Raw genomic sequence first — 14161 nt, 5'->3', positions numbered from 1 at the left:
ACGGAACGTCCATGAAGCGGTATCGGTTCGGCTCAATGCACCGCGATGGTGCGCACGGCCACGCGGCCATCGGTGGCCAGGATGCGCAGCACGTAGGGCCCACGGGCCCATGTACTGACATCGAGCACCGCCTCCCGCGCTCCGGCCAGCGGAGCAGGAACGGACACGGCACGACCGGCCATGTCGCTCACCTCCACGGTGGCGATCGCCGCATCGGACAGGGCCACGGTAAGCCGCTCTGACGCGGGCACCGGTGCGATGCGCACAGGAAGGGCGGCATCGGTCTCCTCCAGGCCCACGACCATGGACGCCTCGGTGAGGTAGTTCAGGGACTCGTTCACCTGGGTGCCACCGGTGCCGGTGGTGGTCTGGGTCACGCGTTGCGCCACGGGCACCGCGATCCCGGACTTCAGGTAGTAGTGGAACTCGAACTCCGCGACCGTGGTGTTGCCCGCGAAGACCACCGTCTCGTTCCGCGTCACGCGCACACGAAGCACATCCGGCACGTTGCCCCAGGGGAGTTGCAGGGTCCCGTAGCCATCGGCCACCGCGCTCTGATCCCCCGTGATGGTGCCCGTGAGCCCCGAGATGTCCACGCTGGCGCTGTAGTTGTCCGTCCAGCTCGTGTTGAAGGTGAGCGGGAACTTCAGCTGCTGGAGCGGGTCACCGTAGACCGTCCGTCCAAGACCGGCAACTTCCGTCCCGAGCAGAAAAGCCCCTTGGTTCGTGTATTGCTCGAAGATGTAGGCCAGGCCATCGTTATCCGAGCAGGCGGTGGCTGCGGGGAAAAAGGATGCACCGGGGGCGGTATTGGGCACCACATAGGTGAAGCCCGGGCCGGAGCTCGTTGCGGCGGAAGTGAAGTCGTAGGTCTGGTTCGGACCGCTGTTGCCCGGTGGCAGTGCGGCACTGCTCAGGTTCTCAAAGACCTGGCCCGCCGCAGGCTGCTGGGTGGCCAGGGTCAGGTTGGGCTGCGCCAGGGCTGCGGAAACATAGGTGCAGATCGGCACGAGGAGGAATGTCCGGTTCATGCGGCTTCGGTTTGCCCGAAGGTAATCCGGCGCGCGTGCCGGCTCACTCCACCACCAGGCGGCGCGTGGCCCGGCCACCATCGGCAGCGGTGACCTGCACCAGGTAGAAGCCCGGTCGCAGGCCCGCAAGCCCGAGCTCGACGCGTGTGCCCTGGATGCGGGCCGCGCTCGTCGGCACCAGGCGACCGGCCGCATCGCGCAGCTCCACCGCCACCACCGGGCGTTCCGTGGTGAGCACCACAAGCTCCTTCGCCGGGTTCGGGGCCAGATCGATGTTCAGCGCATCCGCTTCTCCGATGCCCACCTCGGTGACATCGAGCCATTCGGTGACCAGGGTGTTGAGCGAGGGCCCGATGTTCGAGCTGAGGGAGTCGGCGATGATCCGCACCACCGGATGCGCCTTGAAGCGCGTGTGGTAGCTGTAGATCTCCTTCTTGCGCGTGACCGTCACCAAAGTACCGGCGTTCACCTCGTTGGAAGTGAACCGCACGCGGATCACCTCCATGCTCGTGCCGCCCGGCAGCACCAGTGTGCCGGCGCCATCCACCACGGCCGTGTAGCTGCCCGATCGGGTGAAGGTGCCCACCCCATCGATGTCGAACGTGGCCGAGATGGGACCCGACCAATTGGTGCCGAGGCTGGCCGGCCAGCGGATGTGGTCCGGGCCTTGGGCGATCGGCGCTGTATAGCCGAATCCCAGCAACGCGGCATCCTCACCCACCACCGTCAGGGCCGAGCCGCTCATGGCGAAGAACGTGGTGTCCGTGGCACCGTCCGTCATGGCGATGTTGGCCGTCGGGAACAGCGTGCCGGCGTCCGGGTAGACCGCCGGATCGATGTAGGTCCAGGTGCGGGTGCCCGCGCTGGTGAGCGTGCTGAAGTCGTAGGTCTGGTTGTTGCCCGCAGCGCCGGCGCTGGTGTACGCACCGGTGTTCACCGTGATGGCGTCGCCGATCCCGGGTTGGTTCTCGGAGGCCTCGATCGTGGGTTGTGCCAGGAGCGGAGCGGCGATGAAGGCCAGGAGGGAGAGGGTGAGGGTGCGCTGCATGGGGATGCCGGGATAGGGTGGCGCAAGGTAGATGCGGTGACCGGTACTTTCGCTGCCCCGCGGGACCGTCCGCCCACACCCATGCGCCACAGCGTCAGTGACCTCACCGCGGTGATCCGCGACCGCCGCACCATCCACCCCAAGGACATGAGCGACCGCGTGGTGCAGCGTGACATGGTGGAGCTCATCCTGTCCAACGGCACCTGGGCGCCGAACCACGGCATGACCCAACCGTGGCGGTTCATCGTGTTCGCCGCTGATGCGCGCCAACGGCTGTCCGCCTTCATGGGCGAGGAGTACACCCGGATCACCCCGCCGGAGAAGTTCATGCCGCGCAAGCACGAGAACGCCGTCCAACGGCCGCTGCAGGCCAGCGTGGTGGTGGCGTTGGGCCTGGCCCGCGACCCGCGCGGCAAGATCAGCGAGCTGGAGGAGCAGCTGGCCCTGGCCTGCGCCGTACAGAACATGCACCTCACCTGCACCGCCTACGGGCTGGGCGGCTTCTGGGGAACCGGTGCGGTGGTCACCGGCGATGGCATGCGCCGCTTCCTGGGCCTGGCCGACGGCGACCGCTGCATGGGTCTGTTCTACATCGGCTACCCGGCGGCGGACTGGCCCAAGGGATATCGCAAGCCCTTGCCCGATGTGATGTCCTGGCAGGAGGTGTAGGACCGCCTCGCACTCCTTTGTCCGATCTTTTCAGCGATCCAGCGATCGGATGGTCGCGCTGGTCGATGGACCGGGAACAGGGCACCCCTCCGGGTATCTTCGCCACCCCCTCACGCGTACACACGCCCGCATGCGCGCGCTCCTGCACGTGTCCCTTCTGTTGGCCGGCCTCACCGGGCGGGCGTTCGCCGCTGTTCCGCCCGGCAGCGACACCCTGCGCACGGACACCCTCACCGCCCTGGTGATGTACGGCGATCGCACCCTCTCCGAAGGCGAAGCGCTCACCGACGACCGGCTCGATGCGATGCTCGATTCCCTGTGCGCGCTCACGGACCCTCCGGCCGATCTGCTGCGCGACCTGGCGCTCTACAAACGGATCCGCGGGCTCGATGAGGGCGGCATCATCCAGCTCATCGACTCCCTCTTCGAACTGGACACCGTGCCCTACGCACTGATCAACGAGATCAACCTGTACAGCGCCCAGATGCCCACCCAGGGTGAGGTGGACCGCAGTGGCCTGCTGGCCTGGCTGGACGACCCCACGCACGACATCACTGGCCTGTACGCCGACTGGAACACGCTGGCCGTGCATGCCTGCACGCCCGCCTCCGCCGTGCACGACAGCGTGCTGCTGCTACAACTGATCGACAGCGAAGCACAGTGCGGCTTCACGCTGCCGGTGAACGGTCCGCTCACCTCGCGGTTCGGCTGGCGCGACGGCCGCCCGCACAACGGCATCGACCTGGACCTGGACGTGTGGGACAGCGTGCGCACGGCCTTCCCGGGCGTGGTGCGCCATGCCGGTGTGCAGAACGGCTACGGCCGCGTGGTGGTGGTGCGCCATTACAACGGCCTGGAAACGTATTACGCGCACCTGCACCGCTTCAAGGTGAAGGCCGGTGATGTGGTGGATGCGGGCGAGCTGATCGGCCTCGGTGGAAGCTCCGGTCGCTCCTCGGGCAGCCACCTGCACTTCGAGGTGCGTTTCCGCGGCATGCCGTTGGACCCGGCGCGCATCATCGATCTGTCCACCGGCACCCTGCAGGCCGACACGCTGGTGATCAAGCGCACGCGCCACGCCTACGCCGCCTATCCAAAGGGCACGCACTTCCACACGGTGGCGAAAGGTGACCATCTTTACGCCATCGCCGAGCAATACGGCACGTCGATCCAAGCCCTGTGCGACCTGAACGGAATCACCCGGCGCTCGATCCTCCGCGTGGGACAACAGCTCCTGGTGGACGAGCGTTCGGGACGCTGAAGCGCCTGCACCAAGCTGGCGCGCCGACGGCACGGATGACAGCGTGGCTCCTGCGCTTGCGCCTTCTTCTGTTCCTGTTCCTGTTCCTCCAGCTGCGCGCTGAAGCCCAGCAAGGCGTCACCACGTTCGGCATGCAGGTGAAGCCGGTGGTGCCCCTGTCCTTCTTCGACCCGCGCGTGGAGGTGCAGGATGGTGCCTTGAGCGGGAGCGTGGAGCTCACCGGCGGGTTCGGCTTCGGCATGCAGGTGCGGCACGGGTTCACGCGCATGCTGTCGCTGGAGACCGGCATCCACCAGATCCGCCGCAACTACCGCTGGGAACTGCTGAACGACACGGTGGACATCGCCGGCAGCGGACGCATCCGCTACGTGGGCTACGAGGTGCCCGTGCTGCTGCTGGTCTACATCCGCCTCGGCGAACGCACCTGGATGAACACCGCCCTGGGCGCGAGCCTGGACATGTACCCGAGCGACGCCATCAACAACACCGACGATGCGCGGGCCTACCTCTTCCGAAGGAACTGGCTGCAGGTGGGCGCGGTGGGCAACATCGGGTTCGAGTACCGCACCGAACGCTCGGGCTACTTCTATTTCGGTGCCACCTACCACCGCGCCTTCGACGACATGGCCGTGGCCGAGCTCACCTACTTCGATGCCAACAGCGTGGGCCGCGCCCTCCTCACCGGCCTCAGCGGCAGCTACCTCACGGTGGACCTGCGCTACTTCTTCCACGAGGATCCCCAACGGCGCGCCGAGCGCCGCCAGCGGCGGGGCAAGGGGAATTGAGGCGGGAAGGGCATGCGGCCATGGGCCCATGCACCAAGGGCCGCCCCGCGAACGCGAAGCGGCCCTCGGCCAAGGTTCAGCAAAAGGTTACCGCGCCACCTTCACGGCCTTCTTCACCACGAAGCTGTCGTTGAGGTAGAGGGTACAGTGGTAGGTGCCCGGCGCCAGGTCGGTCGTGGTCCAATCGCGGGTGTACGTCCCCACCTCACGCACGGCCTCCTCCAGCACCTCCAGCCGCTTGCCATGGGCATCGCTGACCTCCAGGCGCGCGCGGCCCGGCACGGCCACCGTGTAGCGCAGCTGCGTGAGGTCCGCCACCGGGTTGGGCAAAATGAAGAGGTCGGTGCGCAGGACTTCGGCCGCGCCTGCACCTCCTGCTCCTGGGTTCATGCTGCGTTGATCCGGTTCGCCATGGGCGGCGCAGCACGAAGCGAGGTCTTGTTGCACGGCGGCCAGTTGGTCCTGCAAGCTGCTGATGGTGGCTTGTTGCTCTTTGAACCCCGCCACGAGCAACGGGATCATCGCCGTGTAGTTGATGCCTTCCACGTCCATCTCCGGATGGATCACCTGGCCGAGGCTATCCACCTCTTCGGGTACGGTGGTGCTACTCACCACCGCCGGGATCACCTGCGCCACCTCCTGTGCAAGAAAACCGTACTGCTCTCCGCCGGGCAGATACAACTGCGGGTACTGCGCGCTTTGGTAGTTGTACGAACGAGGCATCAGTTGACCCAGCAGATCGGCCGCTGTCGGTCCTTCGATGTCCTCCACGTTGGTCTTGATGTCCGCGTCGGAGAAGATGTAGGTCCCGTTGTTCCACATGCTGCCGGTCACCTGCACGCGCCCTTGGAAGAAGCCGGCCCAATTGTTGGCCAAGGTGTCGGGCACAGCGCCGTACACAGCGATGTTGTTGCTTGAACTCGGCGCATCCACCCGGCTCCAGACGCCGAAGTTGGCCGAACTCCCACCCGGGCACCAGAGGTAGCTCCGCAGGCCGAAATTCGTTTGTGCGGTGCCGTCGCCTTGCACATAGGACTCAACCCCTCGGTTCGACGCGGAGGTGCCCGCGCTATAGGCCTCGAACTGACCGCCCCAGTTCAGTGCGCTTGCGGCGTTATTGGTCGCTCGGGAGAACACCCCACGGTTCGCGGTGACCGCCACACCACTGGCCGTTGCGGCCGTGAAGTGCCCGCCATGGTTGTTCGTCACCGTGCCCGAAGCGGTCGCCGTTCCCTCGATCCCATAGTTGATGCCCGCCGACAGCGTGTTGGAGGAGATGGCGGCACCCAGCAGGCCCACGTTCGTCGCAGCGTTCGCCGCCTCTGCGCGAGCCCCCACGCACGTGGCGCCCGCTCCGCTGGAACCCGCAGGGATCTCGGTGCGCACGAATATGCCCCTGTTGGACAAGCTGGCATGGGGCGTGTTCTCGATGACGTTCAGCTTCGTGCCTCCGACCAAGCTGTTCGTGCCGATCCCGACGTTATCCTCGCCATCCGGGCAATCCGGATCCGCAGGACCCACGGCGGTCCATACGTGATTGGGGTTCGGGTTGACGCCCATGGTCCATTCGCAATTGTCCGGCGGTGCAGGCAGGCTGCTCACATCCCTCCAATGCAACCGGCCGTTGGCGTCCGTCACCACCAGGCGGTCCAACTGGTCGTCCTCGTAATCCGGGACCAACCGCCGGATGCGGATCGTCTGATCCAGGATGTCCAACCGCTCGCTGGGCTCCGGATCGGGCGATATCCCCGGCCGCGCGAAATCCCCGATGCCCACGAAGCCCTGGTTCTGGTTCACCGGATACATGCGCATGAACTCCAGGCCCTCCTGGCTGCGCGAACCCTGGGTCGCCCCCGTGTTGTCCGTGGTGAAGATGAAGCGCAACCGATCAGGACCGAAGGGGCTCTTTTCGGCGTTATCGCTCCAGTGGATCACTAGGTCCGTGCTGTCGTGCCCGTAGTAGCGTTGGCCGATGTACGCGTGATCGTGGTTGCCGGTCAGGGTGACGCCGTTCTTCATCCAGCTGCGGTATCCCCATGGCTGGTTGTAGTGGTTCTGGCCCTCGCTATTGGGGTCCAGGTCGGCCAGGTGCAATCGCGAGAAAGGCCCGTATCCGTTCGTGGCGAAAAACCCAGGGGTGCCGCTCAAGCCGAGGTAGCCATCCTGCTGCACGTTGATCGAACCACCGCCGAGCAGCTGCAAGGTGCCCGTTCGGGTGTGATACAACTGCATCCGCTGGATGCTGTCCGTCCACCATTGGATCGGCTGGTTGCCGTTGTGGCGGACCTCCAAGGGAAGGGTGCTCGCGCCGTTCCAGCCAGAATAGTTGCCAGGCCCGCCCAAATTCCCAAGCACCGTTGCCTGCGCACCGGCGCGCTGCGCCGTAAGCAGGCACACACCGCACAAGGCATGTGCAAGTAAAACCCTCGTTCTCATGTCCTTTCGTTTTAAGTAATTTCCGAAAGGACCGGGATGATGCTCCCTATTCCGCTACAACGAACTTTCGAACTTCCATCCTTCCCGCCGTGGCCAAGCGCATGATGTATGCGCCAGGTGGCCATGCGCCCACATCCAACCCCCAGCGATTGTTCAGCGCCCTGCCCTGCGCCATGGCTCGGCCCAGCGCATCCAGCACCTGGTATTCTGCACCGGTACGACCGACAATGAACAACTGATCGCTCGCCGGGTTGGGGAACAGGACCCCGCTTTCCTCCTTCACCTCTTCTACATCCTGGCCCAGATCGCAGCCCATCGGTTTGGGCGATACGCACACCGCATCGATCAGCGTATAGCCCCATGGATACCAGGGGAATACGGAATCCGGATCAGCGAAATGCAGTGTATCGGTGAGCGCATTGCTGAAGAAGTTGCCGATCATCAGGTAGGTGTAGGCGCTGTCCGCCACAAAGCTGCCGCTCACCAAGGTCCAGCCCACTGTATCCGACAGAACCTGGGTGCGTAACACATGCGCCATGTTCAGCGGTGCCGGGTACGCATCGCCCTGGTACCAATGCCGATCGTACGTAGTGAAAAGCATGCCGATGTTACTACTGGCCAGCCAGATGGTGGGATACTGCGCATTGCCCCCGAAAGCCGCGTTGGCCCGGAAACTACAGTAATACATCTGGCCCACCTCCAAAGGTTGCAACAAGGGCACCATGGCCCATTCGCGCTGCTGCTCGAAGCCGTTCAGGTGGTACGAGAATAGCCCGATGCACGATCCACCCTCGAAGGGATCCTGAAAAGTGAATGCATTCATCGGTAATCCATTCGTGCTTCCATACGCAAGACAAGCCTGCAAGCGATCGAAATGCAGATAGGCGCTGTACCAATCCTGCAAGCCACCGGGACCAAGCTGGTGTATGCACGTATCCGCCTCTTCGAACCCCGGGTTGGGCACCCAGTTCTGGCCTTGTGCTACACCGCAGGTCAACAGACCCGAGGCGGTTATCACGTCCCGGATCGTTTTTGTAACGTAGTTTGCGGCAAGGCCTGATCGCTTCATCAGTCGAAAGTTCTGTTCGTCCTAGTAGCCGGGAGCATCATTCCGGTCCTCTTCCGCTCCGTTCAAGTCCTTGTCCGTCGCGGGGTGCGGCAAGGCTCCGCTGAGAGACCGTGTCTGCACGGCCCGGCGCTGCCTGGGTGGCTCGGCGGTGGCACCTTATCTTCGCGCTGCTCTGTTTCGTTTCCCTTTTAGCGAGGGTTAGGTGGAACATGAGTAACCGAGGCCCCTGGTGTTGCAAGCGCCGGGGCTTCTTTCATCGATCGTTGGTGAGGTTCCCTTGGGGTACCTCGAAGAACCTCGCTCCGGCGGCGTTCATGGCAGGCTCTCGGGCCGTATACACTTGCTCTCCTTCGGTCATACTTCGTTGCTCCTCAGTCGGATACTTCGTTTCAGTATCCTCCTTTCGGAGCGCCTCGTCTGACCGAACGATAGCTGCGTGCGCCATCCGTTCGAGGTTCTTCGAAGTACCCCTTGGTAGGTCCCAGGCTTGTCGGCCTCCAGCCTCCAGCCGCCAGCTTCCGGCCTCCAGCCTCCAGCCGCAGGCTTCCAGCTTCCAGCCGCCAGCTTCCGGCCTCAGCCTCCAGCTCCAGCCTCCAGCCGCAGGCTTCCAGCTTCCGGCCACCCGCTGAAGGCTTCCGGCCGCCCGCTGTAGGCTTTCGGTTTCCAGCCCTCCGCCGCTAGCAAACGCCTCCGCAGTGCAGCCGGGCATGCGATGCTTCATGAACCTGGATGGAGGCACAGGACGCCAAGGGCATCCAATGTAATGCACGATCGACGCATTGGTTCCCGCTGTCGAAAAGTCGCGGTATTCACCGGCAATGCTTCTGTACCGGGATCTCCAGAGCAGCAACGGGATCCGATCACCATTTCCGCCCGGGCAACGCGCTCTGGGCTCGCTGAACTTCGGGATGATCGTCCAGCCTTATCGGGATCATCTCGGAGTCCCCCCTACCGGATATCTTTCCCACCCAGCCCTCGTCGCATGCGCCACAGCTTCACCCCCGCCCTGCTGCTCGCCACCTCACTTGTGCACGCCCAAGGCGACCTATGCACGAGCGCCGTCCTGATCGGTCCCGGCGGGTACACCGCCGATGGTCCATCCAGTGGTGGGGGCGCCACACAGGGCAACGCCACGAACGCCGACTGGTATGCCTTCGAGACCAACCAACCCGGCTACATGACGGTGAACAGCTGCGTGGACGGCGCCACCGATACGCGGGTGATCATCCACACGGGCACCTGCACCAACCTGACGCAGCTGGCCATCGACGACGACGGCTGCCCCGGCGGCTACCCGCCCTGCAACTCGCTGGTGGCGGGCCTGGCCGTGGTGCCCGGCGTCACCTACTACATCGAATGGGACGACCGCTGGAGCACCGACGGCTTCACCTGGGACCTGATGCTGCACGATTGCCCCGGTCCCTACCCGCCCATCGTTTCCAGCACGGACAGCAGCATCACCGTGAACTGGCCCGCACAGCCGCCCGGCACGCTGTTCAGTGCGGAATTGGGCCCCGCCGGCTTCACCCCCGGTACCGGCACGCTGATCACCGGAACGGTGGGCGTGGACGGGCCTCCGGTGACCTTTACCGGGCTTTCCGAAGGAACAGCGTACGCGGTGTACCTGGACGTGAACTGCGGCCAGGGCATGAGCATCGGACCGTGGCCGGTGACCACGGCGGGCAATCCGCTGGTGCCGAACGACGACTGCATCGACGCGCTGCCGCTGGTCTGCGGCGACACCGTTCAGGGCTCCACCACCGACGCCTTCGCCGATGCGGTGGCGGGTTGCGGCACGGGCATCGAAGCGCCCGGCATCTGGTACAGCTTCACCGGTGTGCAGGGCAGCGCCACGCTCAGCACCTGCAACTCGGCCACCTACGACACGCGCATCAACGTGTACACCGGCACCTGCGGCAACCTGGTGTGCGTGGGCGGCAACGACGACAGCCCATTGTGCGCCGACTTCACCTCGGAAGTGACGGTGCTGACGGATGCGGGCGTCACCTACTTCGTGCTGGTGCAGGGCTACGATGGACAGATGGGCGACTTCACCCTGGCGTTGAGCTGCAACAGCTGCGCGCCCCCGCAGAACGTGGTGGTGAGCCCCAGCGACACCCAGGCCAACGTGTACTGGACCAGCGCCAACGCCAGCGGCACCTTCAGCGTGGAGTTCGGGCCCGGGGGCTTCACCCCCGGCACCGGCACGGTGGTGAGCGGCACCATCGGCATCAATGGTCCGCCGGTGACGCTGAACGGGCTGACGCCCGGCACCGACCTGGAGCTGTACGTGCAGGAGGACTGCGGCGGCGGCGAGTTGAGCCCGGTGGCAGGGCCCCTCGCCTTCACCACCCTGCTGGACCCGGTGGCGACGAACGCGTTCTGCAACCAGGCCGCCGCGATCAACTGCGGCGACACGCTGCTGGGCGACACGAACGAGGGCCTCTTCGCACCGGCCCCCACCTGCGCCAGTGCGGCGGTGAGCGCACCGGGGCTCTGGTACATCTTCATCGGCACCGGCGAGGACGCCACGGTGTTCACCTGCGACCAGGCCTCGTTCGACACGCGGATCAGCGTGTTCGAGGGCAGCTGCAGCAGCCCGGTGTGCGTGGCCGGCAACGACGACGCGGTGGACTGCCCCGGAAACACGAGCAGCGTCACCTTCTTCGCCCAGAACGGTGTGGAGTACTTGGTGCTGGTGCACGGGTATGACGGTGCCACGGGCACCTTCCTGCTCACGCTGTCCTGCGCCCCGCCGTGCGCGAACATCCCATCCAACGACGCCTGTGCGGGGGCCACGCCCGTGCCCACGCTTCCGCTGGGCATCTGCGCCACACCCACCGCCGGCACCAACGTGTGCGCCTATGGTTCGCCGCTGCCCAACCCACCGTGCGACCCGTGGGCCAACATCATCGACGTGTGGTACACGTTCAATACCGGCGACACCGGCACGCATGTGCTGACCTTGGAGGAGCAGAGCGCCGCCGCGCTCAACATGGCCGTGTACACCGATTGTGCGACGCCCACCTACATCGACTGCTTCACCGAGGTGGTGGCGCCCGTGACGATGAATGGCCTGCCCCTGAACACCGACCTGCTTGTGCGCGTGTGGAACGGCGGCGGCGCCGACGCGGGCACCTTCACCCTCTGCGATCAGGCCGCCCTGCCCACCGCCGTGGCCGAACGGGACCGGCCCGCGCTAGGCGCCTTCCCCGTTCCGGTGAACGATGTGCTGCAGGTGACCGGCGTGCCCGCCTGGGCGCGAGCGGCCGAGGTGCTCGACCTGCAAGGGCGCGTGGTGCGGTCCGTCGCGCTGCGCGCCGCCGGCGGAAGGGCTGAGCTTGCCGTGGGCGACCTGGCCAACGGGACCTACCTGCTGCGGCTCGATGGCGGCGTGAACGGATCGGTGCGCTTCGTGGTGGCGCGCTGATCACCGTTCGTCCTCGGCGAGGCGACGACGAACGTCCGCGGCCCAACGGGCCTGTGCGGCCGCATCCCGACCGTGATCCGTGTCGCGGTCGTAACGCTCCTGTTCCTCCCGCAGGCGTGCCATCATGCGGTCGTGCGCGCGCTGGAAGGCGGCCTCGGGGCCCGCACCCCCGAGTTGGGCCGGAAGCTCGTGGGCGAAGCGCCGCGCGTGCAGCTCGGCCAGGTCGAAGTGGAGCTGCTCGTGCGCCAGCAACCGGGCGCTGGCCTTGGCGGGCGCCCGCACCCAGCTCTCCGCCGGCATGAAGACGCAGCTCACCTCGGCGGTGATGCGGCCCTCCCCGTCGCGCTCGAAGCTCGCCGAGATGCCGTAGTAGGTGTAGGCGTCACGGTCGACGCCCCGCGGCGGCGTGCCGAGGAAATCAGCCCAGGTGAGCGGCCGTTGCGCGCTCCAGGGGATATTGGTCTGCGCATGCAATGGCGCGATGAGCAGAGAGGCGGCCAGGAACAAGGCCGAAGGCCACGCGCGGGAGGGCAAGGACATGTTCACGACCGGTGAACGCGAAGGGCGTGCCGATCCGTGCACCTCACTGCTTGAGGAGCGTGCGGGTGCTGCGGCCCGATGCGCTGCGCAGCTCCAGCTGGTACACGCCCACGGGGAGCGTGGCGATATCCACGAACACGCGGCCATCGGCCGGTGGGATCCCGCGGAAGACGCTGTGCACCACACGACCGGTGGCGTCCAGCAGGCGGAGCTCCAGGCGGTCCGTGCGGCCCGGCTCAACCCCCACCACCACGATGGAGGTGGCGGGGTTGGGATAGAGCGATGCGAACGCCGGAGCGTCCACGGGCGTCACCGCCGTGTTGGCATCGAGCACGCGGAAGTCCCACCAACCGTCGGGCGCCACCAGGGGACGCACCTGCACCTTGCCGCTGTTGGCCGTGGCCTCGATGAAATAGAAGATGCGGGTGCCCACGGGCTGCGCGGGGATGGCCCCGGCCCACACGTTGCCGCCTTGATCGGTCATCGGCAGTGCAGCGAAGCCGGAGGCGGTGTCCGTGGTCCAGTACAGCTGCGCGCCGGAGATCCCCGTGCGATGGCGGATGTAGGCCTCCACCGGGTAGGGGTTCACCGTCTCGTACGTGTCGTCCAGCCGCTGGTGCCGGATCAGCAACGGATCGCTGACGCCGATGCCCTTGGTGATGCAGTGGATGGCGCCGCTCGCGCCGATGATGTTCATGCCCTGGTCATCGCAGTCGATCCCCACCACGTTGTAACCGGGCAGGCTCTCGCGCAGGATCCGCAGGCCCACCGTGTCATACTCCGCCCGGTAGGTGGGCACCAGCACGGTGCCGTTCACGAACACGTTGTTCGCGTAGGTGCGGTAGCTGGCGTTGGGCGCGAAGTTGCCACCGGTGCTGGGGGGCATGGGCACCCGGATGGTCTCGTACGGGGTGCCGAACACACTGTTGAACGTGCTGGTCACGTCGTCCAGGTTGGTCTCGATCTGCGGTCCATCGCTGAGCCCCAACGGGAACTCACCCACCAGCAGGTGCTCCTCATCGAGCAGCTTCATGTGCATGTCGATGTGGTTGATGTTGTCGTAGGGCAGCGCCGCCATCTTGATGTAGCGCCCGGGTTGGATGCCCATCCATGTGGTCATGATGGCGTCCACCTGGGCCTCGCTCTTCACCGTCTGGTTGAACTGCCCGTTGGGGCCGTTCTCCTCCAGCACGAGCTCGCTGCTGAAGGCCGTGCCGAAGCCGTCGCTCATGAAGTTGCCGCCGGTGTGCACGAGGTCGTTCGGGGCCTGGCTCGTGCTGTACACCGGGATGTTCTTGAACGCGCCCACCGCGTCGGGCATGACGTCGTCCAGTGGACGTGGGCGATTGTAGATCCAGTCCAGCAGCAGCAGCGAGTCCACCTCGTTGATGAAGATGCTCTCGGCGAAGTAGTCGCGGGCCCATACGCTGTTGAAGCCGCTCTCCAGCAGGGTCACGTTGTTGAGGTTGTTCAATGGACCGCCGTACTGCGCGTTGTTCAGGTAGCTGGTGACATCGGCGGCGTTGTCGCACACGATGATCACCTCGCACTCCTCCTTGGCATGGCGGACGATCTGCTTCAGGATGCCCTCGTACTGCGCCCAGCAGATCACCAGGCTCTGGATCTCCTCCCACTCGGCCATGGTGCGCACCGGCCCCGGCGGCGGTGTGGTGATGCCCCTTCCGGCGTTCGCGCGGCTGTCGCGGTAGTCGCGGATCAGGGCGTGCTCATGCGGAGCCAGCACATGGGGCAGCGGGGCGCGCTCCTGGGCGTGCAGGCCGAAGGAGGGGGCGAGGAAGAGGGCGAGGAAGGGAATGCGGCGCAACATGGGCGTTCGTTCCGCGCCAAGGTAGCGCTGCTTCCCCGCAGGCATCAACCCGGGCGGGAACGGG

At 65.8% G+C, this 14161-nt stretch carries 11 protein-coding genes; 4 read left to right on the top strand and 7 right to left on the bottom strand.

The features are described 5' to 3' along the window. Positions 1–32: 32 nt before the first annotated feature. On the bottom strand, positions 33–1031 hold the full coding sequence (locus IPJ87_02185; protein ID MBK7940682.1) for a T9SS type A sorting domain-containing protein: 999 nt from the start codon (positions 1029–1031) through the stop codon (positions 33–35). A 43-nt stretch (positions 1032–1074) separates the two neighbouring features. Further along, complete coding sequence (locus tag IPJ87_02180; protein MBK7940681.1) at positions 1075–2079, bottom strand: T9SS type A sorting domain-containing protein; 1005 nt, start codon at positions 2077–2079, stop codon at positions 1075–1077. Positions 2080–2160: 81 nt separating this feature from the next. Between IPJ87_02180 and IPJ87_02175 the strand changes: the two genes are divergently transcribed. The 3 genes from IPJ87_02175 to IPJ87_02165 all read left to right on the top strand — a co-directional run bounded on the left by IPJ87_02175 (position 2161) and on the right by IPJ87_02165 (position 4794). Continuing rightward, positions 2161–2748, top strand: coding sequence for a nitroreductase (locus IPJ87_02175; GenBank protein ID MBK7940680.1), 588 nt, complete (start codon positions 2161–2163; stop codon positions 2746–2748). 130 nt (positions 2749–2878) lie between these two features. Then, positions 2879–4009: a peptidoglycan DD-metalloendopeptidase family protein gene (locus tag IPJ87_02170; protein ID MBK7940679.1), complete on the top strand. Its 1131-nt coding sequence runs from the start codon at positions 2879–2881 to the stop codon at positions 4007–4009. A 35-nt stretch (positions 4010–4044) separates the two neighbouring features. Beyond that, positions 4045–4794, top strand: a complete 750-nt coding sequence (locus IPJ87_02165; GenBank protein ID MBK7940678.1) for a hypothetical protein — start codon at positions 4045–4047, stop codon at positions 4792–4794. An 87-nt stretch (positions 4795–4881) separates the two neighbouring features. Here the strand turns inward: IPJ87_02165 and IPJ87_02160 are convergent, their stop codons facing one another. The 3 genes from IPJ87_02160 to IPJ87_02150 all read right to left on the bottom strand — a co-directional run bounded on the left by IPJ87_02160 (position 4882) and on the right by IPJ87_02150 (position 9020). Further along, positions 4882–7086: a tail fiber domain-containing protein gene (locus IPJ87_02160; GenBank protein ID MBK7940677.1), complete on the bottom strand. Its 2205-nt coding sequence runs from the start codon at positions 7084–7086 to the stop codon at positions 4882–4884. Between the two features lie 190 nt (positions 7087–7276). Further along, complete coding sequence (locus IPJ87_02155) at positions 7277–8299, bottom strand: T9SS type A sorting domain-containing protein (GenBank protein MBK7940676.1); 1023 nt, start codon at positions 8297–8299, stop codon at positions 7277–7279. A gap of 253 nt (positions 8300–8552) precedes the next feature. Then, a complete protein-coding gene (locus IPJ87_02150; GenBank protein MBK7940675.1) occupies positions 8553–9020 on the bottom strand; it encodes a hypothetical protein in 468 nt (155 codons plus the stop codon). A 261-nt stretch (positions 9021–9281) separates the two neighbouring features. Between IPJ87_02150 and IPJ87_02145 the strand changes: the two genes are divergently transcribed. Further along, on the top strand, positions 9282–11729 hold the full coding sequence (locus IPJ87_02145) for a T9SS type A sorting domain-containing protein (protein ID MBK7940674.1): 2448 nt from the start codon (positions 9282–9284) through the stop codon (positions 11727–11729). Here IPJ87_02145 and IPJ87_02140 read toward each other — a convergent pair whose 3' ends face one another. Then, positions 11730–12269, bottom strand: coding sequence for a DUF922 domain-containing protein (locus IPJ87_02140; protein MBK7940673.1), 540 nt, complete (start codon positions 12267–12269; stop codon positions 11730–11732). 43 nt (positions 12270–12312) lie between these two features. Further along, positions 12313–14097 (bottom strand): agmatine deiminase family protein, encoded by a 1785-nt coding sequence (locus IPJ87_02135; GenBank protein ID MBK7940672.1) that lies wholly within the window; start codon positions 14095–14097, stop codon positions 12313–12315. Between the last annotated feature and the right edge of the window lie 64 nt (positions 14098–14161).

The organism is Flavobacteriales bacterium, assembly GCA_016713875.1.
GTDB lineage: Bacteria > Bacteroidota > Bacteroidia > Flavobacteriales_F > PHOS-HE28 > PHOS-HE28.
The sequence above is the reverse complement of the archived record's forward strand: the minus strand, read 5'-3'. Positions and strand labels throughout refer to the sequence as shown.